Source organism: Paraburkholderia sp. EG286A, assembly GCF_040965375.1.
Classification (GTDB): Bacteria; Pseudomonadota; Gammaproteobacteria; order Burkholderiales; family Burkholderiaceae; genus Paraburkholderia.
On sequence record NZ_JBFRCB010000003.1, the window covers coordinates 111,373 to 134,575 of the forward strand.

Annotated in this window: 17 protein-coding genes; all 17 read left to right on the forward strand. The window is 65.5% G+C overall.

The window, feature by feature from the left end:
* Positions 1-62: 62 nt before the first annotated feature.
* Positions 63-221, forward strand: a complete 159-nt coding sequence (locus tag AB4Y35_RS13255; protein ID WP_368704727.1) for a hypothetical protein — start codon at positions 63-65, stop codon at positions 219-221.
* Positions 221-1,933, forward strand: a complete 1,713-nt coding sequence (locus AB4Y35_RS13260) for a sugar ABC transporter ATP-binding protein (RefSeq protein ID WP_368704728.1) — start codon at positions 221-223, stop codon at positions 1,931-1,933. Before AB4Y35_RS13255 ends, AB4Y35_RS13260 begins: the two co-directional genes overlap by 1 nt.
* Positions 1,930-3,012 (forward strand): ABC transporter permease, encoded by a 1,083-nt coding sequence (locus tag AB4Y35_RS13265; protein WP_324154185.1) that lies wholly within the window; start codon positions 1,930-1,932, stop codon positions 3,010-3,012. The genes AB4Y35_RS13260 and AB4Y35_RS13265 overlap by 4 nt, the downstream gene beginning before the upstream one ends.
* A 138-nt stretch (positions 3,013-3,150) precedes the next feature.
* Positions 3,151-4,188, forward strand: coding sequence for a LacI family DNA-binding transcriptional regulator (locus AB4Y35_RS13270; protein ID WP_368704729.1), 1,038 nt, complete (start codon positions 3,151-3,153; stop codon positions 4,186-4,188).
* A 44-nt stretch (positions 4,189-4,232) separates the two neighbouring features.
* Positions 4,233-5,174: a ribokinase gene (gene rbsK / locus AB4Y35_RS13275; protein ID WP_368704730.1), complete on the forward strand. Its 942-nt coding sequence runs from the start codon at positions 4,233-4,235 to the stop codon at positions 5,172-5,174.
* Positions 5,175-5,375: 201 nt separating this feature from the next.
* On the forward strand, positions 5,376-7,160 hold the full coding sequence (locus tag AB4Y35_RS13280; protein WP_368704731.1) for a methyl-accepting chemotaxis protein: 1,785 nt from the start codon (positions 5,376-5,378) through the stop codon (positions 7,158-7,160).
* 381 nt (positions 7,161-7,541) lie between these two features.
* Positions 7,542-8,303 carry a 2-keto-4-pentenoate hydratase gene (locus AB4Y35_RS13285; RefSeq protein ID WP_368686053.1) on the forward strand — a complete coding sequence of 254 codons (762 nt, stop codon included), beginning with the start codon at positions 7,542-7,544 and terminating at the stop codon, positions 8,301-8,303.
* A gap of 773 nt (positions 8,304-9,076) precedes the next feature.
* Positions 9,077-10,999: a PrkA family serine protein kinase gene (locus AB4Y35_RS13290; RefSeq protein ID WP_069265701.1), complete on the forward strand. Its 1,923-nt coding sequence runs from the start codon at positions 9,077-9,079 to the stop codon at positions 10,997-10,999.
* Between the two features lie 175 nt (positions 11,000-11,174).
* Entirely contained in the window at positions 11,175-12,443 is a 1,269-nt protein-coding gene (locus AB4Y35_RS13295; RefSeq protein WP_342921284.1) for a YeaH/YhbH family protein, read from the forward strand.
* Positions 12,440-14,164 (forward strand): SpoVR family protein, encoded by a 1,725-nt coding sequence (locus tag AB4Y35_RS13300; RefSeq protein WP_368704732.1) that lies wholly within the window; start codon positions 12,440-12,442, stop codon positions 14,162-14,164. The genes AB4Y35_RS13295 and AB4Y35_RS13300 overlap by 4 nt, the downstream gene beginning before the upstream one ends.
* Positions 14,165-14,360: 196 nt before the next feature.
* Positions 14,361-16,037 carry a SulP family inorganic anion transporter gene (locus AB4Y35_RS13305; protein ID WP_368704733.1) on the forward strand — a complete coding sequence of 559 codons (1,677 nt, stop codon included), beginning with the start codon at positions 14,361-14,363 and terminating at the stop codon, positions 16,035-16,037.
* Between the two features lie 202 nt (positions 16,038-16,239).
* A complete protein-coding gene (locus AB4Y35_RS13310; RefSeq protein WP_368704734.1) occupies positions 16,240-17,643 on the forward strand; it encodes a GH1 family beta-glucosidase in 1,404 nt (467 codons plus the stop codon).
* A 244-nt stretch (positions 17,644-17,887) separates the two neighbouring features.
* Entirely contained in the window at positions 17,888-19,126 is a 1,239-nt protein-coding gene (locus tag AB4Y35_RS13315; protein WP_368704735.1) for an ABC transporter substrate-binding protein, read from the forward strand.
* Positions 19,127-19,134: 8 nt separating this feature from the next.
* Positions 19,135-20,079, forward strand: coding sequence for a carbohydrate ABC transporter permease (locus tag AB4Y35_RS13320; RefSeq protein WP_368704736.1), 945 nt, complete (start codon positions 19,135-19,137; stop codon positions 20,077-20,079).
* A complete protein-coding gene (locus AB4Y35_RS13325; protein ID WP_368704737.1) occupies positions 20,076-21,005 on the forward strand; it encodes a carbohydrate ABC transporter permease in 930 nt (309 codons plus the stop codon). The genes AB4Y35_RS13320 and AB4Y35_RS13325 overlap by 4 nt, the downstream gene beginning before the upstream one ends.
* A gap of 9 nt (positions 21,006-21,014) precedes the next feature.
* Complete coding sequence (locus tag AB4Y35_RS13330; protein WP_368704738.1) at positions 21,015-22,112, forward strand: ABC transporter ATP-binding protein; 1,098 nt, start codon at positions 21,015-21,017, stop codon at positions 22,110-22,112.
* Positions 22,113-22,147: 35 nt separating this feature from the next.
* A complete protein-coding gene (locus tag AB4Y35_RS13335; protein WP_368686046.1) occupies positions 22,148-23,155 on the forward strand; it encodes a substrate-binding domain-containing protein in 1,008 nt (335 codons plus the stop codon).
* The last annotated feature ends 48 nt before the right edge of the window (positions 23,156-23,203 follow it).

A 23,203-nucleotide genomic window follows, 5' to 3' on the forward strand; every position in this document is an offset into this window, starting at 1 on the left:
CGCAACGCAATAAGCGCTCAAGAATCTCGCCGCGCAGCCGTTATTTGTACCGGGATGGCCGCATGGGCGGCCGTCTTCCGCTGGGCGGCGTATCGCTGCCCGGCGCGCCGTTCGAGGCACGCTCTACCGGAGCGTGCGGCGGCGGTGCGGACCCGCAGTATCCGGGCGGCGCGGCTCACCGGTTGAACCCGGCGGCGCGGCTCGCGACTACAGGATCGTGATGGATGCAAATGTCCCCGACGTAGCGTCACCTGCGCCCGCCGTGCTTACGGTGACGGGCGTCGGCAAGACCTACGAGCAGCCGGTGCTCGCCGACGTCAGCCTCGCGCTGCACGCCGGCGAAGTGCTTGCGCTCACGGGGGAAAACGGCGCCGGCAAGAGCACACTCTCGAAGATCGTGAGCGGCCTCACGGCGCCGAGCGCGGGCAGCATGACGCTGATGGGCCAGCCCTACGCCCCGGCGAGCCGCCGCGAAGCCGAGGCGCTCGGCGTGCGCATGGTCATGCAGGAGCTGAACCTGCTGCCCACGCTGAGCGTTGCGGAGAACCTGTTTCTGGACCGCCTGCCGCAGTCGGGGCCGCTGCGGTTCGGCTGGATCGATCGCAGGCGGCTGCGCGACGACGCGCGGGCCGCGATGGCGCAGGTCGGGCTCGAGGCGATCGACCCCGACACGCCGGTCGGGGAGCTGGGTATCGGGCATCAGCAGCTCGTGGAGATCGCGCGCAACCTGATCGGCAGCGCCGCCGGTGCCGGTGGTGCCGATGGCGGCGACATGCGCGTGCTGATCCTCGACGAGCCGACGGCCATGCTCACGGCCCGCGAGGTCGAGCTGCTGTTCGAGCAGATCGCGCGGCTGAAGGCGCGCGGCGTGGCGATCGTCTACATCTCGCACCGGCTCGAAGAACTCGAGCGCATCGCGCAGCGCGTCGCGGTGCTGCGCGACGGCAAGCTCGTGCGGGTCGATGCCATGGCCAACCTCACGCCCGCGCGCATCGTCGCGCTGATGGTGGGACGCGAGCTTGGCGAGCGCATCGATCTGGGGCAGCGGCGCATCGGCGCGCCGCTCCTGAAGGTGGACGGGCTCACGCGCGCGAAGGCCGTGCGCGACGTGTCGTTCGAAGTGCGCGCCGGCGAGATTTTCGGCGTGTCGGGGCTGATCGGCGCGGGCAGGACGGAGCTGATGCGGCTCATCTACGGCGCCGACCGCATGGAGCGCGGCACGGTGGCGCTGGCGCCCACGCCGGGCGCGGCGCCGCAGCCGGTGCAGGTCGGCTCGCCCGCCGACGCGGTTCGGCTTGGCATCGCGCTCATCACCGAGGACCGCAAGGGCGAAGGGCTGCTGCTGCCACAGCCGCTCGCCGCGAACGTGACGCTCGGCAACGTGGGCGCGGTATCGCGCTACGGCGTGGTGGACGCGGCGCGCGAGACCACGCTGGCGCGCACGCAGATCGACGCGCTGCGAATCCGCGCGTCCGGACCCGCGCAGCCGGTGGGCGAGCTGTCGGGCGGCAACCAGCAGAAGGTGGTGATCGGCCGCTGGCTCGCGCGCGACATCACGCAGCCGATGCGTGTCGTGCTGTTCGACGAGCCCACGCGCGGCATCGACGTCGGCGCGAAGTTCGACATCTACGCGCTGATGGGCGCGCTCGCGCGCGAAGGCCGGGCGCTCGTGGTGGTGTCGAGCGACCTGCGCGAGCTGATGCTGATCTGCGACCGCATCGGCGTGATGTCGGCGGGCAAGATGACGGCCATCTACGGTCGCGACGAGTGGAGCCAGGACAAGCTGCTGGCCGCCGCGTTCGCGGGGCTGCGCGCCGAGGATGCGCTGGTCGCGAACGCGTGCGATCTGCCGGAGATGGGCGATGTGCCGCCACCCGTAGACACGCGCAAGCCGCAGGAACGAAACGACGACCGACGAGGGAGCGCCTCATGACGAACGACCCGTTGCGCGGGCAACCGTCGCCGCAGGGCGACGAAAGCGGTGGGCGTACCGGTTCGGCCAAAATCGCGCCGGCGGCTGCGTCGGCGCCGCATGCGATGCAGGCGAGCGGCAAACCCGTGGGGACGCGCTTTGGCTTTTCGAACTACCTGGGCCTCGCACTCGCGCTGATCGCGATGATCGTGTTGTTCTCGCTGCTGAGTTCGCACTTCCTCACGTACGATACGTTCAGCACGATCGCGAACCAGATTCCCGATCTCGTGGTGATGGCCGTGGGCATGACCTTCGTGCTGATCATCGCGGGTATCGATCTTTCGGTGGGCTCGGTACTCGCGCTCGGTGCTTCGGTGGTGAGCGTGGCGTCGCTCAAGTGGGGCTGGGGCGCGCTGCCGGCGGCGCTGCTCGGCCTCGTCGCCGCGGCGGCCACCGGCACGCTCACGGGCGCGGTGACGGTGGGCTGGCGCATCCCGTCGTTCATCGTCTCGCTCGGCGTGCTCGAAGCGGCGCGTGGGCTGGCGTACCAGATGACGAATTCGCGCACGGCGTATATCGGCGACGCGTTCGACTTTCTCTCGAACCCGATCGCATTCGGCATCTCACCGGCGTTCCTGATCGCGGTGGCAGTGATGGTGATCGCGCAGCTCACGCTGACGCGCACGGTGTTCGGACGGTATCTGATTGGTATCGGTACCAACGAGGAAGCGGTGCGCCTGGCGGGCGTCGATCCGCGGCCGTACAAGGTGATCGTGTTCGCGCTGATGGGCGCGTTTTCGGGGCTCGCGGCGCTGTTCCAGATTTCGCGCCTCGAAGCCGCCGATCCGAACGCCGGCGTGGGGCTGGAATTGCAGGTGATCGCGGCCGTGGTGATCGGTGGCACGAGCCTGATGGGCGGGCGCGGCTCGGTCATCAGCACGTTCTTCGGCGTGCTGATCATCTCGGTGCTGGCCGCGGGGCTCGCGCAGATCGGCGCGAACGAGCCCACCAAACGCATCATCACCGGCGCGGTGATCGTCGTGGCGGTCGTGCTCGACACGTACCGCAGCAGGCGAAGTCGTAGAGGCAGCAGGGCATAACAATTTTTCGAGGGCGCGGTCCGCAATGCAGCGCGGGCCGGCGGAAATGACCGGGGAAGCGACGCCAGACCAAACCAACAACGGGCGCGCAGAGAGCCGGCAGCAACAGGGCAGCAAAAAAGCAGGAGCAACATAAATATGGCGACGATCAAGGATGTGGCCGCCGTGGCGGGGGTATCTTTCACGACGGTGTCGCATGTGGTGAACAATTCGCGTCCGGTGTCGGCGGACGTGCGGGCCAAGGTCGAACGTGCGATCCGCGACCTGAACTACGTGCCGTCGGCGGTAGCGCGCTCGCTCAAGGCGCGTGCGACGGCGACCGTGGGTCTGCTCGTGCCGAACGGCACCAACCCGTATTTCGCGGAGCTTGCGCGCGGGGTCGAGGACGCCTGCGCGCGCAAGGGCTACTGCGTGTTCTTCTGCAACTCCGACGACGACCCGGCCAAGCAGCGCAGCTACCTGCGCGTGCTGCAGGAAAAGCGCATCGACGGCCTCATCGTCGCCTCGGCCGGCGACGACGCCGTGCTGGCCTCGACGCTTGCCGATACGCGCGAGCCGATCGTCGTCATCGACCGCAACATCGAGGGGCTCGACGCCGATCTCGTGCAGATCGACCACGAGCGCGGCGCCTGGCTCGCCACGCGGCATCTGCTCGAACTCGGGCACTCGCGCATTGGCTGCATCACCGGGCCGGTCACGACCGCGGTGAGCGCGATGCGCATGCACGGCTTCCTGCGCGCCATGTCCGAGCGGGGCGTGGAGATCGCGCCGGGGGCGATCGTCGAAAGCGACTTTTCCGGGGCGGGCGGTTATCGCGCCGCGGCGCAACTGTTCGACAGCGTGCGGCCGACCGCAATCTTCGCCGGCAACGACATGATGGGCATCGGCGCCTTGCGCGCGGCCGCCGAGCGCGGCTTGCGCGTGCCGGGCGACTGCTCGATCATCGGCTTCGACGATATCGAGCTGGGCAACTTCACCTGGCCCGCGCTCTCGACGGTCGGCCAGCCGGCGCGTGCGCTCGGCGACATGGCGGCGCTCACGCTGATCGAGCGCATCGCGAACGCGCGCGAGGAAGGCGCGAGGGCGCGGCGCCGCGTCATGCCGCCTACGCTGTTCGCGCGCGAATCGACGGGGCCCTGGATCGGTGCCGAGGAATACGCGCCGCTCGCGGCCTGAGGCAGGGTGGCCGTAGCGAAGGCGCAAGCCATCGAGGAGGCATCGTGACGACTGACGCAGCCAGGCCGACCGACGCACGCGCTCGCGTGGCCGTGGTCGGCAGTCTGAACATGGATCTCGTCGCGCGTGCGCCGCGCTTGCCGGCGCCCGGCGAGACGCTCGCGGGACATGCGTTTGCGCAGGTGGCCGGCGGCAAGGGCGGCAACCAGGCGGTGGCCGCGGCGCGCCTGGGCGCCCAGGTGGCGATGGTCGGCCGGGTCGGCGCCGACAGCAACGGCGAGGTATTGCGCGCGGGGCTCGTGGCAGAAGGTATCGACTGCGGCGCGCTCGAAACGTCGCCCGCGGCGCCGACGGGTGTGGCACTGATCATCGTCGACGATGCGAGCCAGAATGCCATCGTCATCGTGGCCGGCAGCAACGGCGAACTCACGCCCGAAACGATCGCGCGCCATGAAGCCGTGCTCGCGCAGGCCGACGTCGTGGTCTGCCAGCTCGAGACGCCCACCGACGCCGTAGCGGCCGCGCTCGCCGCTGCACGGCGCCTGGGCAAGATCACCATCCTCAATCCAGCACCCGCCACGGGGCCGCTGCCCGCGCCCTGGCTCCCGCTGATCGACTATCTCGTACCGAACGAACTGGAGGCCGCCGCGCTCACCGGCTTGCCCGCGAGTACGCCCGAGGAGGCGGCGCGCGCGGCGTCGGCGCTGCGCGAAGCGGGCGCACGCAACGTGCTGGTGACGCTCGGGTCGCAGGGCGTATGTGCGCTGCTCGACGGCGCCGCGGCCGTCCATCTGCCCGCGCCACGCGTCAATGCGGTGGACACGACGGCGGCCGGCGACACCTTCATCGGCGGACTGGCCGCGCGCCTGGCCGCCGGCGCGCCCGCGCTCGAAGCCATCGCCTTCGCATTGCGCGCGGCGTCGGTTTCCGTCACGCGCGCGGGTGCTCAACCTTCGATTCCCACCCTCGTCGAACTCGCGGGCTGAGCGTATCCGCACGTCTTGCCGCCATATAAACCATGGCCGGCCGCGGCGCGGCTTATTCGCGCCGCGCATGAATGTATTTCGCTAATACTTCATACCATATACACATTTCAAGACCATGAAAACCTGTGCCGTAAACGCCTGTTAGAGCGACAACTCGACGTCGGGCGCTGGGCCCGACCACACACAAGCGTTGGGGGAGTCATGGGCAAGGGCATCAGTATCAAGGCGCGCATCGGCATCACAATGGGCTTTCTGGCGGCGTTGATCGTCGCGATCAGTGCGGTCGGGCTGCTGGGCCTCACGCGTTCGAACGACGCGTATCGCGAGACCTTCACCGACCAGATGCCGAGTTCGCACGCGGTCAACCTGGCCGAGATCTACGCGGCGCGCGAGCGTCTCGCGCTCGACCGGGCCGCCTTCGAACTGGGTACGTCCGACGCTGCCGCGACGATCGACCGTGCACATATGTTGCGTGGCGTGTCGGACGACTTCTGGAAAAAGTACATGGCCTTGCCGCATGGCGGCGAGGAGGCGCGACTTGCTCAGGACGTCGCGGCCCGGCGCGATACCCTGCACCAGATCGCGGACCAGTTCATGACGACCGTCCAGTCGGGCGACCAGGCGAAGGTCGTGGCGGGCGCCAAGGCGCTCAAGGAGGCCTACGACGGGCTCTCGAAGGCCGATGCCGTGCTCGACAAATTCCAGATGACGCAAGCGCAGCAGGGCTTCGACGACGCCCAGGCCGCGTTCTCGCAACTGCGCATCGCGTGCATCGCGGCGCTGCTCGTGGGCATCGGCGCGGCCGCCTATTCGTTCTTCTCGCTGCGCCGCGCCATTGCGGAGCCGCTCGGCGAAGCGCTCGGCGCTTTCCATGCGATCGCCGCCGGCGATCTGCGCCGCCCGGTGGTCGTGCGCCGCAACGACGAGATGGGCGAACTGCTGGGCGGCGTCGCGCAGATGCAGCGCAGCCTCACCGAAACGGTGCGCTCGGTGCGCTCGGGCACCGAATCGATCGCCACGGCCACGCGCGAGATCGCCGCGGGCAACCTCGACCTCTCGTCGCGCACCGAAGAACAGGCTTCGGCGCTCCAGCAGACCGCCTCGAGCATGGAACAGCTCACCGGCACCGTGAAGCAGAACGCCGACAACGCGCGCCAGGCCAGCGCGCTCGCCGCCAACGCCTCGGAAATCGCCAACAAGGGCAGCTCGGTCGTCAGTCAGGTGGTCGGCACGATGGGCGACATCAACGACAGCTCCGCGAAGATCGCCGACATCATCACGATCATCGAGGGCATCGCGTTCCAGACCAACATCCTCGCGCTCAATGCGGCCGTCGAAGCGGCGCGCGCGGGCGAGGAAGGGCGCGGCTTCGCCGTGGTGGCGGGCGAGGTGCGCAGCCTCGCGCAGCGCTCATCGGCGGCCGCCAAGGAGATCAAGGGGCTCATCGACACCTCGGTCGAGCGCGTGCAGGCGGGTTCGGCGCTGGTCGACGAGGCGGGCCGCACGATGACCGAGATCATCGCCGCGGTGCAGCGCGTGACCGACATCATGGGCGAGATCGCGGCGGCTTCGCAGGAGCAGTCGGGCGGCATCGACCAGGTCGCGCGCGCGGTCACGCAGATGGATGAGGTGACCCAGCAGAACGCGGCGCTCGTCGAGGAGGCCGCCGCTGCAGCGCAATCGCTCGAAGACCAGGCGGGGCGCCTGCGCGAGGCCGTCGCGGTGTTCAACCTGGATGACGCGGCGGGACGGGCGGCACCGGTGCCGCCCGTGCGGGCAGCTGCCAGGACGGCTGCCGTCCCGCGGGCTGTCACGCGCCCGGCAGCGGCCACCGGGGCTGCTGCGCCCGCGGCCAGGCGCGCGCCGCGCAGCACTCCGGCTCCCGCCTCCGCCCAGCCGGCCGCACGGCCCGCCGCGGCCCCGAGCGTGCCGGTGAGCGCGGTGGCGTCGGGCGCCGGTTCGAGCGGCGACTGGGAAACCTTCTGAGACTCCTCTGACCCGCCGCGCGGACCGTCCGCGCGCGAGTGCCAGCCGCTGCGCCGCAGCGGCTTTTTTTACGCCTTTGACCCCGTTGTGCGGCCCCGCCGTGCGCCATACGAGCGCCGTTACGGTACATTGTCAGCCGTGTCATCTGCGCGGCCCGGTCGGCGCGCTACACTGCGGCGCCCAGCGGTGCCCGCGAGCGGCATGGCGTCGTGCTGGACGGTTCAGCCCGCGCCGATGCCGGAGCGCGGCCCGTACGGGGTGGCGCCGCAAGGGGCAGGACCCGCGCCGCAGGGGCAAGGGAGGGCGCACCGCGCCAGGCAGGACGGATTGCGCCGGCATCGAGCGCCGGCGCCGCATGACAGCACAAACAAGGAACCCGACATGACGCATGACGATCTCACGCAACGCCTCGTGAATGCGCGCCGGCATCATCATCTGATCGAAACGCTGGAACCCGAACGCGTGCCGCCGGACGCGGCCACGGCTTACGCGATCCAGCAGGCGGTGCTCGCCGGGCTCGAAACGACCACGGGCGGCTGGAAGGTGGGCGCGCGCGCCCCGGGCGGCCCCGCCTCGGGTGCGCCGATCCCGGCGCCGCTCGTGCACGCCTCGCCGGCGCGCTTCGAGCGCCGCCAGTTCTTCCGCGTGCTCGTGGAGCTGGAGATCGCCTTTCGTTTTTCGGAACCGATCGTCCCGCGCGCCGAAGCCTATGCGCGCGACGAGGTGCTCGCGCGCGTCGGCCAGATCCTGCCGGCCATCGAGATCGTCGATAGCCGTTTCGCGCAATGGCCCAACGTCGCGCCGCTCGCCCAGCTCGCCGACGCACAGAACAATGGCGCACTCGTGACCGGTCATGCGCTGCCGTACCCGGCGCTTGCCCGCGTGCTCGATTTCGTCGCGCCGGAGCTCGAACTGACGTTCGACGGCGCCTCGCTCGTGCCGGAGGCGCCGGGCAACCCCGCTGGCGATCCGCGCGAACTGCTGGTCTGGTTCGTCAATCATTGCGCCGCAATGGGCATCACGATCGAACCCGAATGGACCATTACGACCGGCACCTATGTCGGTGCGCACCGCATCGATACACCGGGCCTCCTGCACGGCCACATCGACGGGCTAGGGGAAGTCGAAGTCGAGTTCGTCTAGGTCGCCCAGGGGCGCATCACGCATCATGTAACTGTCGCACCTGTCATATTTGCTCTCACGAACGGCCGCCGCGCGCATTGCGCGGCGGCTTTATTTTTTTGTGCGCGCTGTGTGGCTCATGGGTGTAAACCTGGCAACCTGTCACGGGTGTCATCTCCATCGCGCGTCGTTTGATCGGAGCGGGAAAACCACTACTGCCGACAGGGCCTGGCAGCGTTGGTCGGCATCCGCGCAGGAATGCGCGGCAGGTCACCGACGATGGCGAAATCGACGCGTAAAACGGGAAAAAAATCGCATTGACGCGTGCTCACAACATTGGCGTGGCAGTGCGCAATGCGAGCGCGCTCTGCGGGCTCGCGAACAAATCGTAACGAATGGGTGTGCACCGGCGCTGCACTGGTGCGTTGGATGAAGAGGCGCTGCGTATGCCGTAGCGCCGGACAGGCCGGATGACAAGGCGAAAAGCCGGTCGAACACCAGGTAAAAAGCGGCTTGCTGCGAATGCCCGGCCCGACGTAATTGGCCAACACGCAGGCACAGCATTTGGGAAGGAGCGTGACCCCGGTCTGAAATTTGCACCAGTGGGGAAGATCATTGTAAGTCGTTGTCTGGCACCCTCCAAGCGCTCAATAATGCTTAGCTTTAGAGGGCACATCAGGCGCGATTTAACGGTGCGAAAAATTTCAAAAGGGTTTAGGATGAATTTGAGCGATGTCGTTTCCGAATAGCGCGCCGCGCACGACATCGGTCGCAGATCTCGGCGAGGAGGTAGCATGGATATCTACAGCAGCTTCGCGACCCGCTTCGAAAAAACGCGAGAGGAGGAGTTCTCGCTCGAGGAGTATCTCGCGCTCTGCAAGGAAGATCCCAATGCGTACGCCACGGCTGGCGAACGCATGCTGACGGCAATCGGCGAACCCGAACAGATCGACACCCGCAACGATCCGCGTCTGTCGCGCATCTTTGCGAACAAGGTCATCAAGGTGTATCCCGCATTCCGCGAGTTCTATGGCATGGAAGACGTGATCGAGCAGGTCGTCGCGTATTTCCGCCATGCGGCGCAAGGACTCGAAGAGAAGAAGCAGATTCTCTATCTGCTCGGTCCGGTGGGCGGCGGCAAGTCTTCCATCGCCGAGCGTCTGAAGCAGCTCATGGAGCGCGTGCCGTTCTACTCGATCAAGGGCTCGCCCGTGAACGAGTCTCCGCTCGGGCTGTTCGACTACGACGAAGACGGTCCGATACTCGAAGAGCAATACGGCATCCCGCGCCGTTACCTGCGCAGCATCCTGAGCCCGTGGGCGGTGAAGCGCCTGCACGAGTACAACGGCGACATCCGCAAGTTCCGCGTGGTGCGCCGCTTCCCCTCCATCCTGCGCCAGATCGGCATCGCGAAGACCGAGCCTGGCGACGAGAACAATCAGGACATCTCGTCGCTCGTCGGCAAGGTGGACATCCGCAAGCTCGAGCAATACGCCCAGGACGACGCCGACGCATACAGCTACTCGGGCGGCCTGTGTCTCGCGAATCAGGGCCTGCTCGAATTCGTCGAAATGTTCAAGGCGCCGATCAAGGTGCTGCACCCGCTGCTCACGGCCACCCAGGAAGGCAACTTCAAGGGCACCGAAGGATTCGGGGCGATTCCGTTCAACGGCATCATCCTCGCGCACTCGAACGAGTCGGAGTGGAAGGCGTTCCGCAACAACCGCAACAACGAGGCACTGCTCGATCGTATCTTCGTGGTGAAGGTGCCGTACTGCCTGCGCTACTCGGAAGAGATGAAGATCTACGAGAAGCTGTTGCGCAATTCGTCGCTGGCCGAGGCCGTGTGCGCCCCGGGCACGCTGAAGATGATGGCGCAGATGTCGGTGCTCACGCGCCTGCAGGAGCCGGAGAACTCCAGCCTCTTCTCGAAGATGCAGGTGTACGACGGCGAAAACCTCAAGGACACCGATCCAAAAGCGAAGTCGTACCAGGAGTATCGCGACTTCGCGGGCGTGGACGAAGGGATGAACGGGGTCTCGACGCGCTTCGCGTTCAAGATTCTCTCGCGCGTGTTCAACTTCGATTCGACCGAAGTGGCCGCGAATCCGGTGCATCTCATGTATGTGCTCGAACAGCAGATCGAGCGCGAGCAGTTCCCGCCGGAAACCGAGCAGAAGTATCTGTCGTTCGTGAAGGACGTGCTGGCCTCGCGTTACGCGGAGTTCATCGGCAAGGAGATCCAGACCGCTTACCTCGAGTCGTATTCCGAATACGGGCAGAACATCTTCGACCGCTATGTCACCTACGCCGACTTCTGGATTCAGGACCAGGAGTTCCGCGATCACGATACGGGCGAAAGCTTCGATCGCGCGGCGTTGAATGCCGAGCTCGAGAAGATCGAGAAGCCCGCGGGCATCAGCAATCCGAAGGACTTCCGCAACGAGATCGTGAACTTCGTGCTGCGCGCGCGTGCGGCCAACGCCGGCAAAAATCCGGCCTGGATCAGCTACGAGAAGCTGCGCGTGGTGATCGAAAAGAAAATGTTTTCGAACACGGAAGAACTTTTGCCGGTCATCTCGTTCAATGCGAAAGGATCGGCGGAAGAGCAGCGCAAGCACGAAGACTTCGTCAACCGCATGGTGGCGAAGGGCTATACGCCGAAGCAGGTCCGGTTGCTCTGCGACTGGTATCTGCGGGTGCGCAAGTCGTCGTGAACGTAGAGGCTTTATCGTCCGGTCGCGCTGCCGCAGCTTTGCGGCGGCGCAAGCGGACCCCCGGCGGGGCGCAGGCGGCGTGGCCATGAGCGGGTGAACGCGGCACGCACGATGGCAGACGCGGCAATGAACACTGCGCACCTCGCCCATTCGAAACTGGAGCGGGAGACTGGATGTGCTTCATCAAATCATCGACCGCAGGCTAGCCGGAAAGAACAAGAGCATTGCTAACCGCGAGCGCTTTTTGCGCCGCGTGAAGAACTATATTCGTCACGCCGTTTCGGAAGCGGTGCGTGACCGCAGCATCAGGGACATACAGAGCAACCAGAGCATCACCATTCCGCGCAAGGACATCGCGGAGCCGTCGTTCCGGCACGGCCCCGGCGGCAAGCGCGAAATGGTTCACCCAGGCAACGAGGACTACATTCGCGGCGACCGCATTCCGCGCCCACAGGGCGGCGGGGGCGGTGGCGGCAGCCAGGCGAGCAACGAGGGCGAAGGTCAGGACGACTTCGTGTTCGAACTCTCCCGCGAAGAATTCATGCAGTACTTCTTCGACGACCTCGAACTGCCGCGCCTCGTCAAAACCCATCTCATGGCCGTCCCTACGTGGAAGAGCATCCGCGCGGGCTGGGCGGCCGAAGGCACGCCGAACAACATCGACGTCGTGAGATCGCTGCGCAGCGCGCTCGGCCGTCGCATCGCGCTCGGTGCGCCGCTCGTCAACGAACTGCACGAACTCGAGGAGCAGCTCGAAGCGCTCAAGGCCGACCCGGCCGACCGGCGCGAAGAGATCGCGCTGCTCGAAGAGCAGATTCATCACCTGCGCGGGCGCATCTGGCGCATCCCGTTCATCGACCCGTTCGATCTGCGTTACGTGAATCGCGTAAAGCAGCCGCAACCGTCGAGCCAGGCCGTGATGTTCTGCCTGATGGACGTGTCGGGTTCGATGGACGAGCAGCGCAAGGACTTGTCCAAGCGCTTCTTCATCCTGCTGTACCTGTTCCTCAAGCGCAATTACGAAAAGATCGAGGTGGTCTTCATTCGCCACCACACGCGCGCCGAGGAAGTGGACGAGGACACCTTCTTTCATTCCACCGAAAGCGGCGGCACGGTCGTGTCGAGCGCGCTGGAGCTGATGAAAAAAGTGATCGAGGACCGTTATTCGCCAAGCGACTGGAACATCTACGGCGCACAGGCTTCGGACGGCGACAATTGGACTGACGATTCGCCCAAATGCCGCAAGATTCTCGCGGATGACATACTGCCGCAGGTGCGCTATTTTGCGTATATTCAGGTGACGCCGGAGGAGCAGAACCTCTGGCTCGAATACGCGCAGCTCGCACTCACCGAACCGCATCTGGCGATGAAGAAAGTCGACACCGCGGCGGACATCTACCCGGTGTTCCGGGAGCTTTTCGAAAAGCAGGTGGAGCACTCATGACGACACGCCACCTGCACAATGAGGCGCGCGGCTACCAGCCGGAGCGCCGGAAGACGAGCGGCCACGAAAAAGGGCATCATGGCGAACACGGTGACGAGCGCAAGCCCGGCCACCACGAAGACGCCGAAGCGCCCGGACATGCCGCCGGGGCTGCTCGCCACAAGGAGCATGGGCTCGCCCAGCAAAGGGAAGTGCAAATGAACGTAGCCGACAAACGGCCGTTGCCGTGCCCCTCCGACTGGACCTTCGAACTCATCGAGGAGTACGACACACATATCTCGCATGTTGCAGAGCAATACGAACTGGATGTTTATCCGATCCAGCTCGAACTGATCAGCGCCGAGCAAATGATGGACGCCTATGCGTCCGTTGGCATGCCGGTGAACTATCGCCACTGGTCGTTCGGCAAGCACTTTCTCTCCACCGAAAAGAGCTATCGCCGCGGCCAGATGGGCCTCGCCTACGAGATCGTCATCAACTCCAACCCCTGCATCGCGTATCTCATGGAAGAGAACACCATGACGATGCAGGCGCTCGTGATCGCGCATGCCGCGTACGGGCACAACTCGTTCTTCAAGGGCAACTATCTGTTCCGTCTCTGGACGGACGCGCACGCCATCATCGACTACCTCGTGTATGCGAAGAATTACATCGCCGAATGCGAGGAGCGTTATGGTCTCGACCGCGTGGAAGAGTTGCTCGACTCGTGCCACGCGCTCATGAATTACGGCGTGGACCGCTACAAACGCCCGCAAAAGCTCTCGCTCGAACGCGAGGCCGCATTGCGCCGGGAACGCGAGGCTTATCTGCAGTCCCAGGTCAATGAGCTGTGGCGCACGCTGCCCAAACAGCAAATGCCCGTTGCCGAGGAGATCGACGAGCGCTTTCCGCCGGAGCCGCAGGAAAACCTGCTGTATTTCGCCGAAAAGAACTCGCCGCTGCTCGAGCCGTGGGAGCGCGAAGTCATCCGTATCGTGCGCAAGATCGGGCAATACTTCTACCCGCAGCGGCAAACCCAGGTCATGAACGAAGGCTGGGCCACGTTCTGGCATTACACGCTGCTCAACACGCTTTATACGCAGGGCAAGCTCGAAGACGGCTTCATGATGGAGTTCCTGCATTCGCACAGCAACGTGATCTATCAGCCGCCGGTGACGAAGCCGTATTACAGCGGCATCAATCCGTATGCGCTCGGCTTTTCGATGATGAGCGACATTCGCCGCATCTGCGAAAACCCCACGGAGGAGGACCGCAAGTGGTTCCCCGAGCTGGCCGGCAGTCCGTGGCTCAAGGCGTTGCACTACGCCATGCGCAACTTCAAGGATGAGAGCTTCGTGGCGCAATACCTGTCGCCGCATCTGATCCGCGAAATGCGGCTCTTCTCGGTGCTCGACGACGACATGCGCGACGCCCTCGAAGTCTCGGCCATCCACGACGAAAGCGGCTACCAGTACGTGCGCCAGGCGCTCTCGCGTCAGTACGACATGCACCACCGCGAGCCGAATATCCAGGTGTGGTCGGTGAACACGCGCGGCGATCGCAGTCTCACGCTGCGTCACTTCATGAGCGACAATCGTCACCTTTCGGGCGATACCGACGAAGTGCTGCGCCACATGGCGCGCCTCTGGCAATTCGACGTGTTCCTCGAAAGCGTGGACGAGAACGGCACGGTCCGAAAACGCTACGAATGCCGTTATGTGCCGCCGCCGATTCGCGTATAGCCATCGCGCTTCGAAACGCGGTTGAGCGTATCCGTCATGAGGCCAGCCCGCGGGCTGGCCTCTTTCATTGATGCCTGTGCAACGACGCTGCAATCGAACACGTACCGGAACGCCCATGCGCGCTAACATACTGCGCCAGTGAACCTGCAGCTAAAAAAACACCGCCCGCAGAGGCGGATTTCGAAAGGATGGCGTAATGGCGTTTGAACTGTTTCGCGGCGTGCGGCCGCTGTCTCGCGCGTCTGCCTTGCGCGATGCGCTCGCCGGTGTGCAGCTTGCCTCGATGAACGTGCCGCAACTGCTCGGCTACGCGCGCATCGCGGGCATGCCTGCCGTAACCGGTCTGTACACGGGCTTTCTGCCGCTCGTTGCGTTCGCACTCTTTGGCGCGTCGCGTCATCTCGTGGTTGCCGCCGATTCCGCCACGGCCACCATTTTCGCGAGCCGTCTCACGACCATGGCGGCGCCCTCGAGTGCCGAATATGTCGCGCTCGCGGGCATGACCGCCTTGCTCACGGCCGTGATGTTGTTGATCGCGCGCCTGTTTCGTCTCGGCTTTCTCGCGGATTTTCTCTCGCGCACCGTCCTCGCAGGTTTTCTCACGGGCGTGGGCGTGCAGGTGGGCGTGGCGATGCTCGGCGACATGCTTGGCATTGCTGTCAATTCGCGCCGCACGGTCCTGCAGATCAAGCAGATCGTCACCCAACTGGGCGCGATTCACTGGCCGACGCTTGCCATCGCTGTCGTCGTCGTGGCCGCGATCCTGCTCTTCAAGAAGTTGCGGCCGCGCTGGCCGGTGCCGCTCGTCGCCGTGGCGGGGAGCATCGCCGCGAGCGCCATGCTGAACTTCGCGGGCCACGGCATTTCGGTGATCGGCCCGGTGCAGGGCGGCTTGCCGCGCCTGAGCTTTCCCGCGGTGGGCTGGTTCCAGATGATCGATCTGCTGCAGGTGGCGGCGTCGTGCTTCGTCATCATCGTCGCGCAGAGCGCGGCCACGAGCCGCGCGTTCGCCGAGCGCTACGGCGAGCGCACCGACGAGGACACCAATCTCCTCGGCCTCGCGGCAGCCAACGCGGCGGCTTCGATGAGCGGCGCGTTCGTTGTGAACGGCAGCCTCACGCAGACCGCCATGGCCGATCAGGCCGGCGCGCGCAGCCAGTTCGCGCAGCTCGTGTTCGCGGGCGTCGTGCTCGTGGTGCTGCTGTTCTTCAGCCGCCTGCTGCAATACCTGCCGCATTGCGTGCTGGCCGCAATCGTCTTCACGATTGCCGTGGGGCTCGTCAACATTCGCCAGCTGATCGACATTCGCCGCGAAAGTCCCGGTGAATTCCGGCTCGCGGTGACGACGGCGCTCGCCGTCGTCGTGATCGGCGTGGAGAACGGTATCCTCATCGCAATCGGCCTGTCGTTGCTGCGACACGTGCGCCACAGCTACCGGCCGCACACCATGGTGCTCGTGCCGAACGAGGAGGGGCACTGGCTGCCCGAACCCGCGCAAGCGGGCCAGCTCACGGCGCCGGGGCTGATCGTCTATCGGTTCGGTGCGGACCTGTTCTATGCGAACGACCACCTGTTCGTCGACGAACTGCGCATGTTGATCGATCGGGCGCCGTCGCCCGTGCACTGCGTGGTCGTGGATGCGGGGGCGATTACCGATCTCGATTATTCCGCGGGGCGCGCCGTGATCGACCTCTGTGCGGAACTCGCGGAGCGCGGCGTGAAGGTGATTTTCGGGCGCGTGAACCGCTATCTGCTTGCGGACATGGATCGGCACGGCATCACGGCCGTGGTGGGCCGTGCGAATATCTTCCCGACGCTGCACGAAGCGCTCGCGGCGGTGCGTCCCGAGCTGGAGTCGCGCTCGGATGCGTGACGCCCGTGTAGCCATGCTACAAGCCAAAGGGCCATGTAGTGCGAAAAACGTGTGAAGCAGCTACATAAAAACGTCCAGAAAAACCCCGATTGCCTGCTGGAATTCGCCGCTGCTATTGTGCGCCTCAAGCGCTGTGGAAGCGCTTCCACTTCAATCCGATCCGGCTACCCAGAACGCCGGTGACTTCCGCGCAGGAGGCTTCGTGACTCAGGACACCGCATTGCCGCATTCCGCCGCCGCAGTTGCCGACGATCCGTTCACTCCGCCCGCCAGCTCCGCACTGTGGCGCAGCGACTTCCTCCTTGGCGCGGCCACGGCTTCGTATCAGATCGAAGGCGCGATTCACGAGGACGGCCGCCTGCCGTCGATCTGGGACACCTTCAGCGCCACGCCGGGCAAGGTGCTCGCGGGCGACACGGGCGCCGTGGCCTGCGACCACTATCACCGTTGGGAGGCCGATCTCGACCTGCTCGAGAGCCTGAACTTCGAGGCCTATCGCTTTTCGATCGCCTGGCCGCGCGTGATGGACGAGAAGGGCCGGCCCAATGCCCAAGGCATCGCCTTCTACAAGCGCTTGCTGGAGCGCCTGCGGGAGAAGGGCGTACGCACCTTCGCCACGCTCTACCACTGGGATCTGCCGCAGCATCTCGAAGATCGCGGCGGCTGGCTCAATCGCGACACCGCTTATCGCTTCGCCGACTACGCGGACCTCATGAGCCGCGAACTGTCCGGCCTCGTCGACGCATGGATGACGCTCAACGAGCCGTGGTGCTCGGCGTACCTCGGCTACGGCAACGGCCATCACGCGCCGGGCCTCGCAAACGGCCGCTACGCCACCCAGGCCATGCATCATCTGCTGCTCGGGCACGGCCTCGCCACCGGCGTGCTGCGTGCGAACGATCCGGGCTCGACCAAGGGCATCGTCGCCAACGTGGGGCGCGGCACGCCCGATTCCTCGTCGCCGGAAGATGTGCGCGCCGCGCGCCGCTTCGAAGTGCAGCACAACGCGTGGATTCTCGATCCGCTGCTCAAGGGCGCGTATCCCGCGGAACTCTTCGAGCTGTGGCCGGGCACCGAGCCGCTCGTGCTCGAAGGCGACATGAAGACGATCTCGGCGCCGCTCGATTTTCTCGGCATCAACTACTATTTCCGCACCAACGTGAAGAGCGACGGTGCGCACGGCTTCGTCGAAGTGCCGCTGAAGGACGTCGAGCGCACGCAGATGGGGTGGGAGGTTCACCCCGACGGTCTGCGCGACCTGCTGATCGGTTTTGGCCGCACCTACGAGAACCTGCCGCCGATCTATATCACCGAGAACGGCATGGCTTCGGACGACCGCGTGAGCGACGGCGAGGTCAACGACACGCAGCGCATCTCGTTCCTCAAGCGCCATCTCGCCGCGGTGGACGCCGCGATCAAGGCTGGCGTGGATGTACGCGGCTATTTCGTCTGGTCGCTGCTCGACAACTTCGAATGGGCGTTCGGCTATGAGCGGCGCTTTGGCGTCGTGCATGTCGATTACGACACGCAGGTTCGCACGCCCAAGCGCAGCGCGGAACTCATCGCGCATTTCATCGCGCAGCGGCGCGCGCTCGACGGCGCTTGATGGCTCATCGAGGGCGTTTGACAGGGTTACCGAGCAAGGGCAACAACTAGCGTGACAACCACGGCAGGGCATGCGACGCTCGGGCATGCCGTACGACGCGCCGTGGCCGACGAAACTTCCAACCCAAAAGCTTTTGCAGACCAACCCGGAGCAACCGGAGCCCTGCATGGGCCCGACGCCGGTGCCGAACGCACTGACGCCAGGCGACAGCTGAAGCGCCAACTCCGGATCGACAGGAGACGCAATGAAGCACAACGCACCCGTTCTGCGCGGCATCGTCGCCGCTCTCGCGCTGGCCGGCGCGCTCGCGGCGCACGCCGCGGAGCCGCTCAAGGCCAACGTGATTCACTGGTGGACGTCGGGCGGCGAGTCGGCCGCGATCAAGCAGTTCGCGCTTGCCTACGATCAGGCGGGTGGCAAATGGGTGGACAACGCGATCGCCGGTGGGGACCAGGCGCGCGCGACGGCAATCAACCGCATCGTGGGCGGCGATCCGCCCACCGCTGCGCAGTTCAATACGTCCAAGCAGTTTCACGATCTCATCGACCAGGGACTCCTGAACAATGTCGATGCGGTCGCAACGAAAGAGAACTGGAGCGCCATCTTCCCTGAATCGATTCTCACGGCGATCAAGGTCAAAGGGCATTACTATGCCGCGCCCGTGAACATCCACATGCAGGACTGGTTCTTCTATTCGAAGCCCGCGTTCGCCAAGGCCGGGATCACGAGCGAACCGCAGAATTTCGACCAACTCTTCGCCGATCTCGACAAGCTCAAGTCGGCCGGGCTGATTCCGCTCGCGCTGGGTGGCCAGGCATGGCAGGAGAAGATCACCTTCGACGCCATCTTCGCCGACATGGACCGCGATCTCTACATGAAGGTGTACCGCGACCGCGACGCGAACGCCGTGAATTCGCCCGCGTTCCGCAACGTGCTCACGACCTTCAAGCGGCTGCATAATTACGTGGATCCGGGTTCGCCGGGCCGCAACTGGAACGACGCCACGGCGCTCGTGATTTCCGGCAAGGCGGGCATGCAGATCATGGGTGACTGGGCCAAGGGCGAGTTTTCGGCCGCGAACCAGGTGGCGGGCAAGGACTTCGGATGCTTCCCCGGTTTCCCGAAGTCGCCGTACATGATCGCCGGCGACGTGTTCGTGTTCCCGAAGACCGACAACCCCGAGCAGGTCAAGGCGCAGCAGCTGCTCGCCACGGTGATGACGTCGCCCGCCGCGCAGGTCTCGTTCAACCAGAAGAAGGGCTCGATTCCGATTCGCCCCGACGTGGACACCTCGGGCTTCGACATCTGCGCGAAGGAGGGCATGACGATCATGAAGGACAAGTCGCGGCAACTGCCGAATCCGGAAATGCTGATTCCGCCTGATGTCCAGGGCGCGCTCCAGGACGTCATCACGAACTTCTGGAACAAGAACCAGTCGGCCGAGGACGCGCAGAAGGCCTTCGCCACGGCAATCCAGAGCTGAGCGCGACCATGTACGCCGCCAAGCTGCACCCGGCCAAACGCCAAGCGGGGCAAGTGCGCAGCGCGCGCCCCGCGCGGCGGCGGCTCTCGCTCGCCGCCTGGATCGCGCTCGCGCCGATGGCGGCGACGGTCCTGTTCGCGTATCTCGGCACCATGTTGTGGACGGCGCGCGTCTCGCTCAGCCTCTCGCGCTCGCTGCCCACCAACACCTTCGCGGGCGTGACGCAGTACGTGCGGCTCTTCCAGAACGACCGCTGGATCCTGTCGCTGCAGAATCTCGTGATCTACGGCGTGTGCTTCATCGCGGCATGCCTCGTGATCGGGCTGCTGCTCGCGATCTTCATCGACCAGCGCGTCGTGGCGGAAGGCGCGCTGCGCACGGTGTTTCTCTATCCCTATGCGATGTCGTTCGTCGCAACGGGCCTCGTCTGGCAGTGGATCCTCAACCCCGAACTCGGCGTGCAGGCCGTGCTGCGGCACTTGGGCTTCGAGCACGCGCGCTTTGACTGGATCGTCACGCAGCGCTTCGCGATCTACACGCTCGTGATCGCCACGGTGTGGCAGGCCTCGGGCCTCGTGATGGCGCTGATGCTCGCGGGCCTGCGCGGCATCGACGACGAGATATGGAAGGCCGCGCGCCTCGACGGCATTCCGCGCTGGCGCGTGTACGCGAGCATCGTCGTGCCGATGCTCAAGACCTCGCTTTCCACGGCATTCGTGCTGCTCTTCGTGATGGTCGTGAAGCTCTACGACGCCGTGGTCGCGATGACCCAGGGCGGCCCCGGCACCGCGAGCGAGGTACCCGCGAAATTCATCATGGATTACCTGTTCAATCGCGCGAACATCGGGCTCGCTTCGGCCGCGTCGATCGTGCTGCTCGCTACCGTCCTCGCGATTCTTGCGCCATTCTTCTACGCGCGCAGCCGCGCGGCGCTCAAAGGAGACCGGGCATGAGCACGCCTTTGGCCGATTCGCTGCGTCCCGCGCCCGCTTCCGCACGTGCGGCGCAAAAGCGACGCAAGCCGCGCAGCCGCTTCACGCCCGCACGGGTTGGCGTGTATGCGTTTCTGTTCACGGCGGCGCTGTTCTTCCTGCTGCCGCTCTATGTGATGCTGGTGACTTCGGTCAAGCCGATGACCGAGATCCGCCTCGGTCATCTGCTCGCGCTGCCGGTGCATTTCACGCTCGCGCCGTGGCGCGACGCGTGGTCCTCCGCGTGCACGGGACTCGACTGCGGCGGCATTCGCGTGGGCTTCTGGAATTCGGTGCGCATCGTCGTGCCGAGCACGGTTATCTCCATTGCCGTAGGCGCCGTGAATGGCTACGCGCTGTCGTTCTGGCGGCCGCGCGGCGCAGGCGTGCTGTTCGGCATTCTGCTCGCGGGCGCGTTCATTCCCGTGCAGGTGATGGTGTACCCGCTCGTGCGCGTGCTGGCCTTCGTGCATCTGTTCAGCTCGCTGCCGGGCATCGTCGTGATACACACGATCTTCGGCATGCCGGTCATGACACTCCTGTTCCGCAACTACTATGCGTCGTTGCCGCAGGAGCTGTTCAAGGCCGCGCGCATCGACGGCGGCGGGTTCTGGCGCATCTTCGTGCAGCTCATGCTGCCGATGTCGGTGCCGATCATCGTCGTGGCGATCATCATGCAGGTCACCGGCATCTGGAACGACTACGTTCTTGGCCTCGTGTTCGCGGGCACGAAAAACCTGCCGATGACGGTGCAGCTGAACAACATCATCAACACGACGACCGGCGAGCGTATCTACAACGTCAACATGGCCGCGACGATCCTCACGTCGGCCGTGCCGCTCGCGATCTACTTCATTTCGGGGCGCTGGTTCGTGCGCGGCATCGCCTCGGGCGCGGTGAAAGGCTAGGAGCAGGCCATGGGCAATCTCACGAACGTTTCCGTACGCAATCTGCGCATCGACCTCGGCGCGAACACGGTGATCGACGAACTCGATCTCGATGTGCGCGCAGGCGAGTTCGTCGTGCTGCTCGGGCCATCGGGCTGCGGCAAATCCACCTTGCTGCACAGCATCGCGGGCCTCGTCGACGTGACCGACGGCAGCATCGAGATCGGCGGCGAGGACATGACATGGGCCGACCCGAAGGATCGGGGCGTCGCGCTCGTGTTCCAGTCGTACGCGCTCTATCCGACCATGAACGTGGAGCGCAATCTCTCGTTCGCACTGCGGATCAATGGCACACCGAAGGCGGAAATCGACCGCCGCGTGAAGCGCGCCGCCGACATGCTGCAGCTCGGGCCGCTGCTTGCGCGCAAACCCGCGCAGCTCTCGGGCGGCCAGCGCCAGCGCGTGGCGATCGGGCGTGCACTCGTGCGCGAGGCGGACGTGTTCCTGTTCGACGAGCCGCTCTCCAACCTCGACGCCAAGCTGCGCACCGAATTGCGCCGCGAACTGAAGCAGCTGCACCAGCAACTCGGCGCGACGATGATCTACGTGACGCACGACCAGGTCGAGGCGATGACGCTCGCCACGCGCATGGCGGTGATGAAGGGCGGGGCGATCCAGCAGTTCGGCACGCCGGCCGAAGTCTACGCGCGCCCCGAAAACCTGTTCGTCGCGACCTTCCTCGGCGCGCCGCCGATGAACCTGCTGCGTGGCCGGCTCGAAGCCGACGAAGGCCGGCTGCGCTTTCGCGGGCCGAGCCTCGACGTGGATGTGTCGGCTTACGCGTTCAAGGGCACGCCGGATCCGACGCGCCCCTGCGTGCTCGGCGTGCGTCCGGAAGACGTGCGCGCAGGTGGCGCAGTGCGCCCGCACGAAGCGTCGTGGGAAGGCCGCTTGACGCTCGTGGAGCCCATGGGCAATCATCGTGTCCTGTGGATCGAGCATCAGGGAGGGCAGATCGCGTCGATCGATCAGGACAAGACGCCGCTGGCGAGTGGGGCGGCGGTGCCGTTCTCCATCGACGGTGCGCATGTTTCGCTGTTCGACGAAGAAACCGGCGCACGCATTTGATGCATACAACCGATAAAGACAGAGAGACCAGGAACGTGGCGACCCTGAAAGACGTGGCGGCGCTGGCCGGCGTGGGCCTTTCGACAGCTTCGCGGGCGATATCGGGCAACGGTCCGGTGTCGGCGGAGGCTGCCGCGCGTGTGCAGGCCGCGATCGAGCAGCTCAATTTCCGGCCTTCGTCCATCGGCCGCGCGATGGCCACGAAGTCGCTCGGCATCATCGGTATCTTCGTGCCGACGTTTTTCGGCTCGTACTACGGCACCATCCTGAAGGAAACCGATACGCAGCTGCGCGCCGTACGGCGCCATGTGGTGGTGGCCACCGGTTGCGGCGAAGCTTCGCCGCGCGAGCAGGCGATCGAGGCCGTGCGCTTCCTGATCGGCCGCGATTGCGACGGCGTGGTTGTCATCAGCCACGACCTCTACGACGACGACCTGCAGATGCTGCACGCCATGCACCCGCGCATGGCCTTCCTGAACCGCTCATTCGATCAGTTACCCGAAGCATCGTTTTGCGCCGATCACTTTCACGGCGGCGAGATGGCTGCCCGCACGCTCATTGAGCACGGCCATCGCGAGCTTGCGGTGATCGGCGGCCCGTCCACGTCGTCGGACAATGCGGCGCGTCTGCATGGATTTTTCGCCGAGCTGGCGCGTCACGGCATCGAGCGCCGGACCGTGCCGCATATCGTCTCAGACTTTTCGCCCGAAGGCGGCTATGTGGCGGCCGGGACGCTTCTCGAACGCAAACACCGCTTCACCGGGCTGTTCTGCGCGAACGATACGATGGCCATGAGTGCGCTCGCGCGCCTGCAGCAGGCAGGCTTGCGCGTGCCCCACGACGTTTCGGTGATCGGCTACGACGACGATTATTCGGCAGCCTACATGGCGCCCGCGCTGACCTCGGTGCACATTCCCACCGCGGAGCTCACGCGCAATGCGGTGCGCTGGCTCATCAACCAGTGCTACGGCACGCAGTGGCCGATCGAGCGCACGTTCCCCGTGAGCGTGACGATGCGCGATTCGGTGGTACGGGCGAAGTAAAGCGCGCGTCGCGTGCATCGAGCAATGGCGGTGGAGGCGAAGGTGAGG

Bases quoted from the DNA above. Each gene is read 5' to 3' on its own strand.
- AB4Y35_RS13300 (WP_368704732.1), top strand. From the start codon at position 12,440: ATGACGACACGCCACCTGCACAATGAGGCGCGCGGCTACCAGCCGGAG.
- AB4Y35_RS13280 (WP_368704731.1), top strand. From the start codon at position 5,376: ATGGGCAAGGGCATCAGTATCAAGGCGCGCATCGGCATCACAATGGGC.
- AB4Y35_RS13270 (WP_368704729.1), top strand. From the start codon at position 3,151: ATGGCGACGATCAAGGATGTGGCCGCCGTGGCGGGGGTATCTTTCACG.
- AB4Y35_RS13285 (WP_368686053.1), top strand. From the start codon at position 7,542: ATGACGCATGACGATCTCACGCAACGCCTCGTGAATGCGCGCCGGCAT.
- AB4Y35_RS13330 (WP_368704738.1), top strand. From the start codon at position 21,015: ATGGGCAATCTCACGAACGTTTCCGTACGCAATCTGCGCATCGACCTC.
- AB4Y35_RS13315 (WP_368704735.1), top strand. From the start codon at position 17,888: ATGAAGCACAACGCACCCGTTCTGCGCGGCATCGTCGCCGCTCTCGCG.
- AB4Y35_RS13290 (WP_069265701.1), top strand. From the start codon at position 9,077: ATGGATATCTACAGCAGCTTCGCGACCCGCTTCGAAAAAACGCGAGAG.
- AB4Y35_RS13255 (WP_368704727.1), top strand. From the start codon at position 63: ATGGGCGGCCGTCTTCCGCTGGGCGGCGTATCGCTGCCCGGCGCGCCG.
- AB4Y35_RS13260 (WP_368704728.1), top strand. From the start codon at position 221: ATGGATGCAAATGTCCCCGACGTAGCGTCACCTGCGCCCGCCGTGCTT.
- AB4Y35_RS13265 (WP_324154185.1), top strand. From the start codon at position 1,930: ATGACGAACGACCCGTTGCGCGGGCAACCGTCGCCGCAGGGCGACGAA.
- AB4Y35_RS13305 (WP_368704733.1), top strand. From the start codon at position 14,361: ATGGCGTTTGAACTGTTTCGCGGCGTGCGGCCGCTGTCTCGCGCGTCT.
- AB4Y35_RS13325 (WP_368704737.1), top strand. From the start codon at position 20,076: ATGAGCACGCCTTTGGCCGATTCGCTGCGTCCCGCGCCCGCTTCCGCA.
- AB4Y35_RS13320 (WP_368704736.1), top strand. From the start codon at position 19,135: ATGTACGCCGCCAAGCTGCACCCGGCCAAACGCCAAGCGGGGCAAGTG.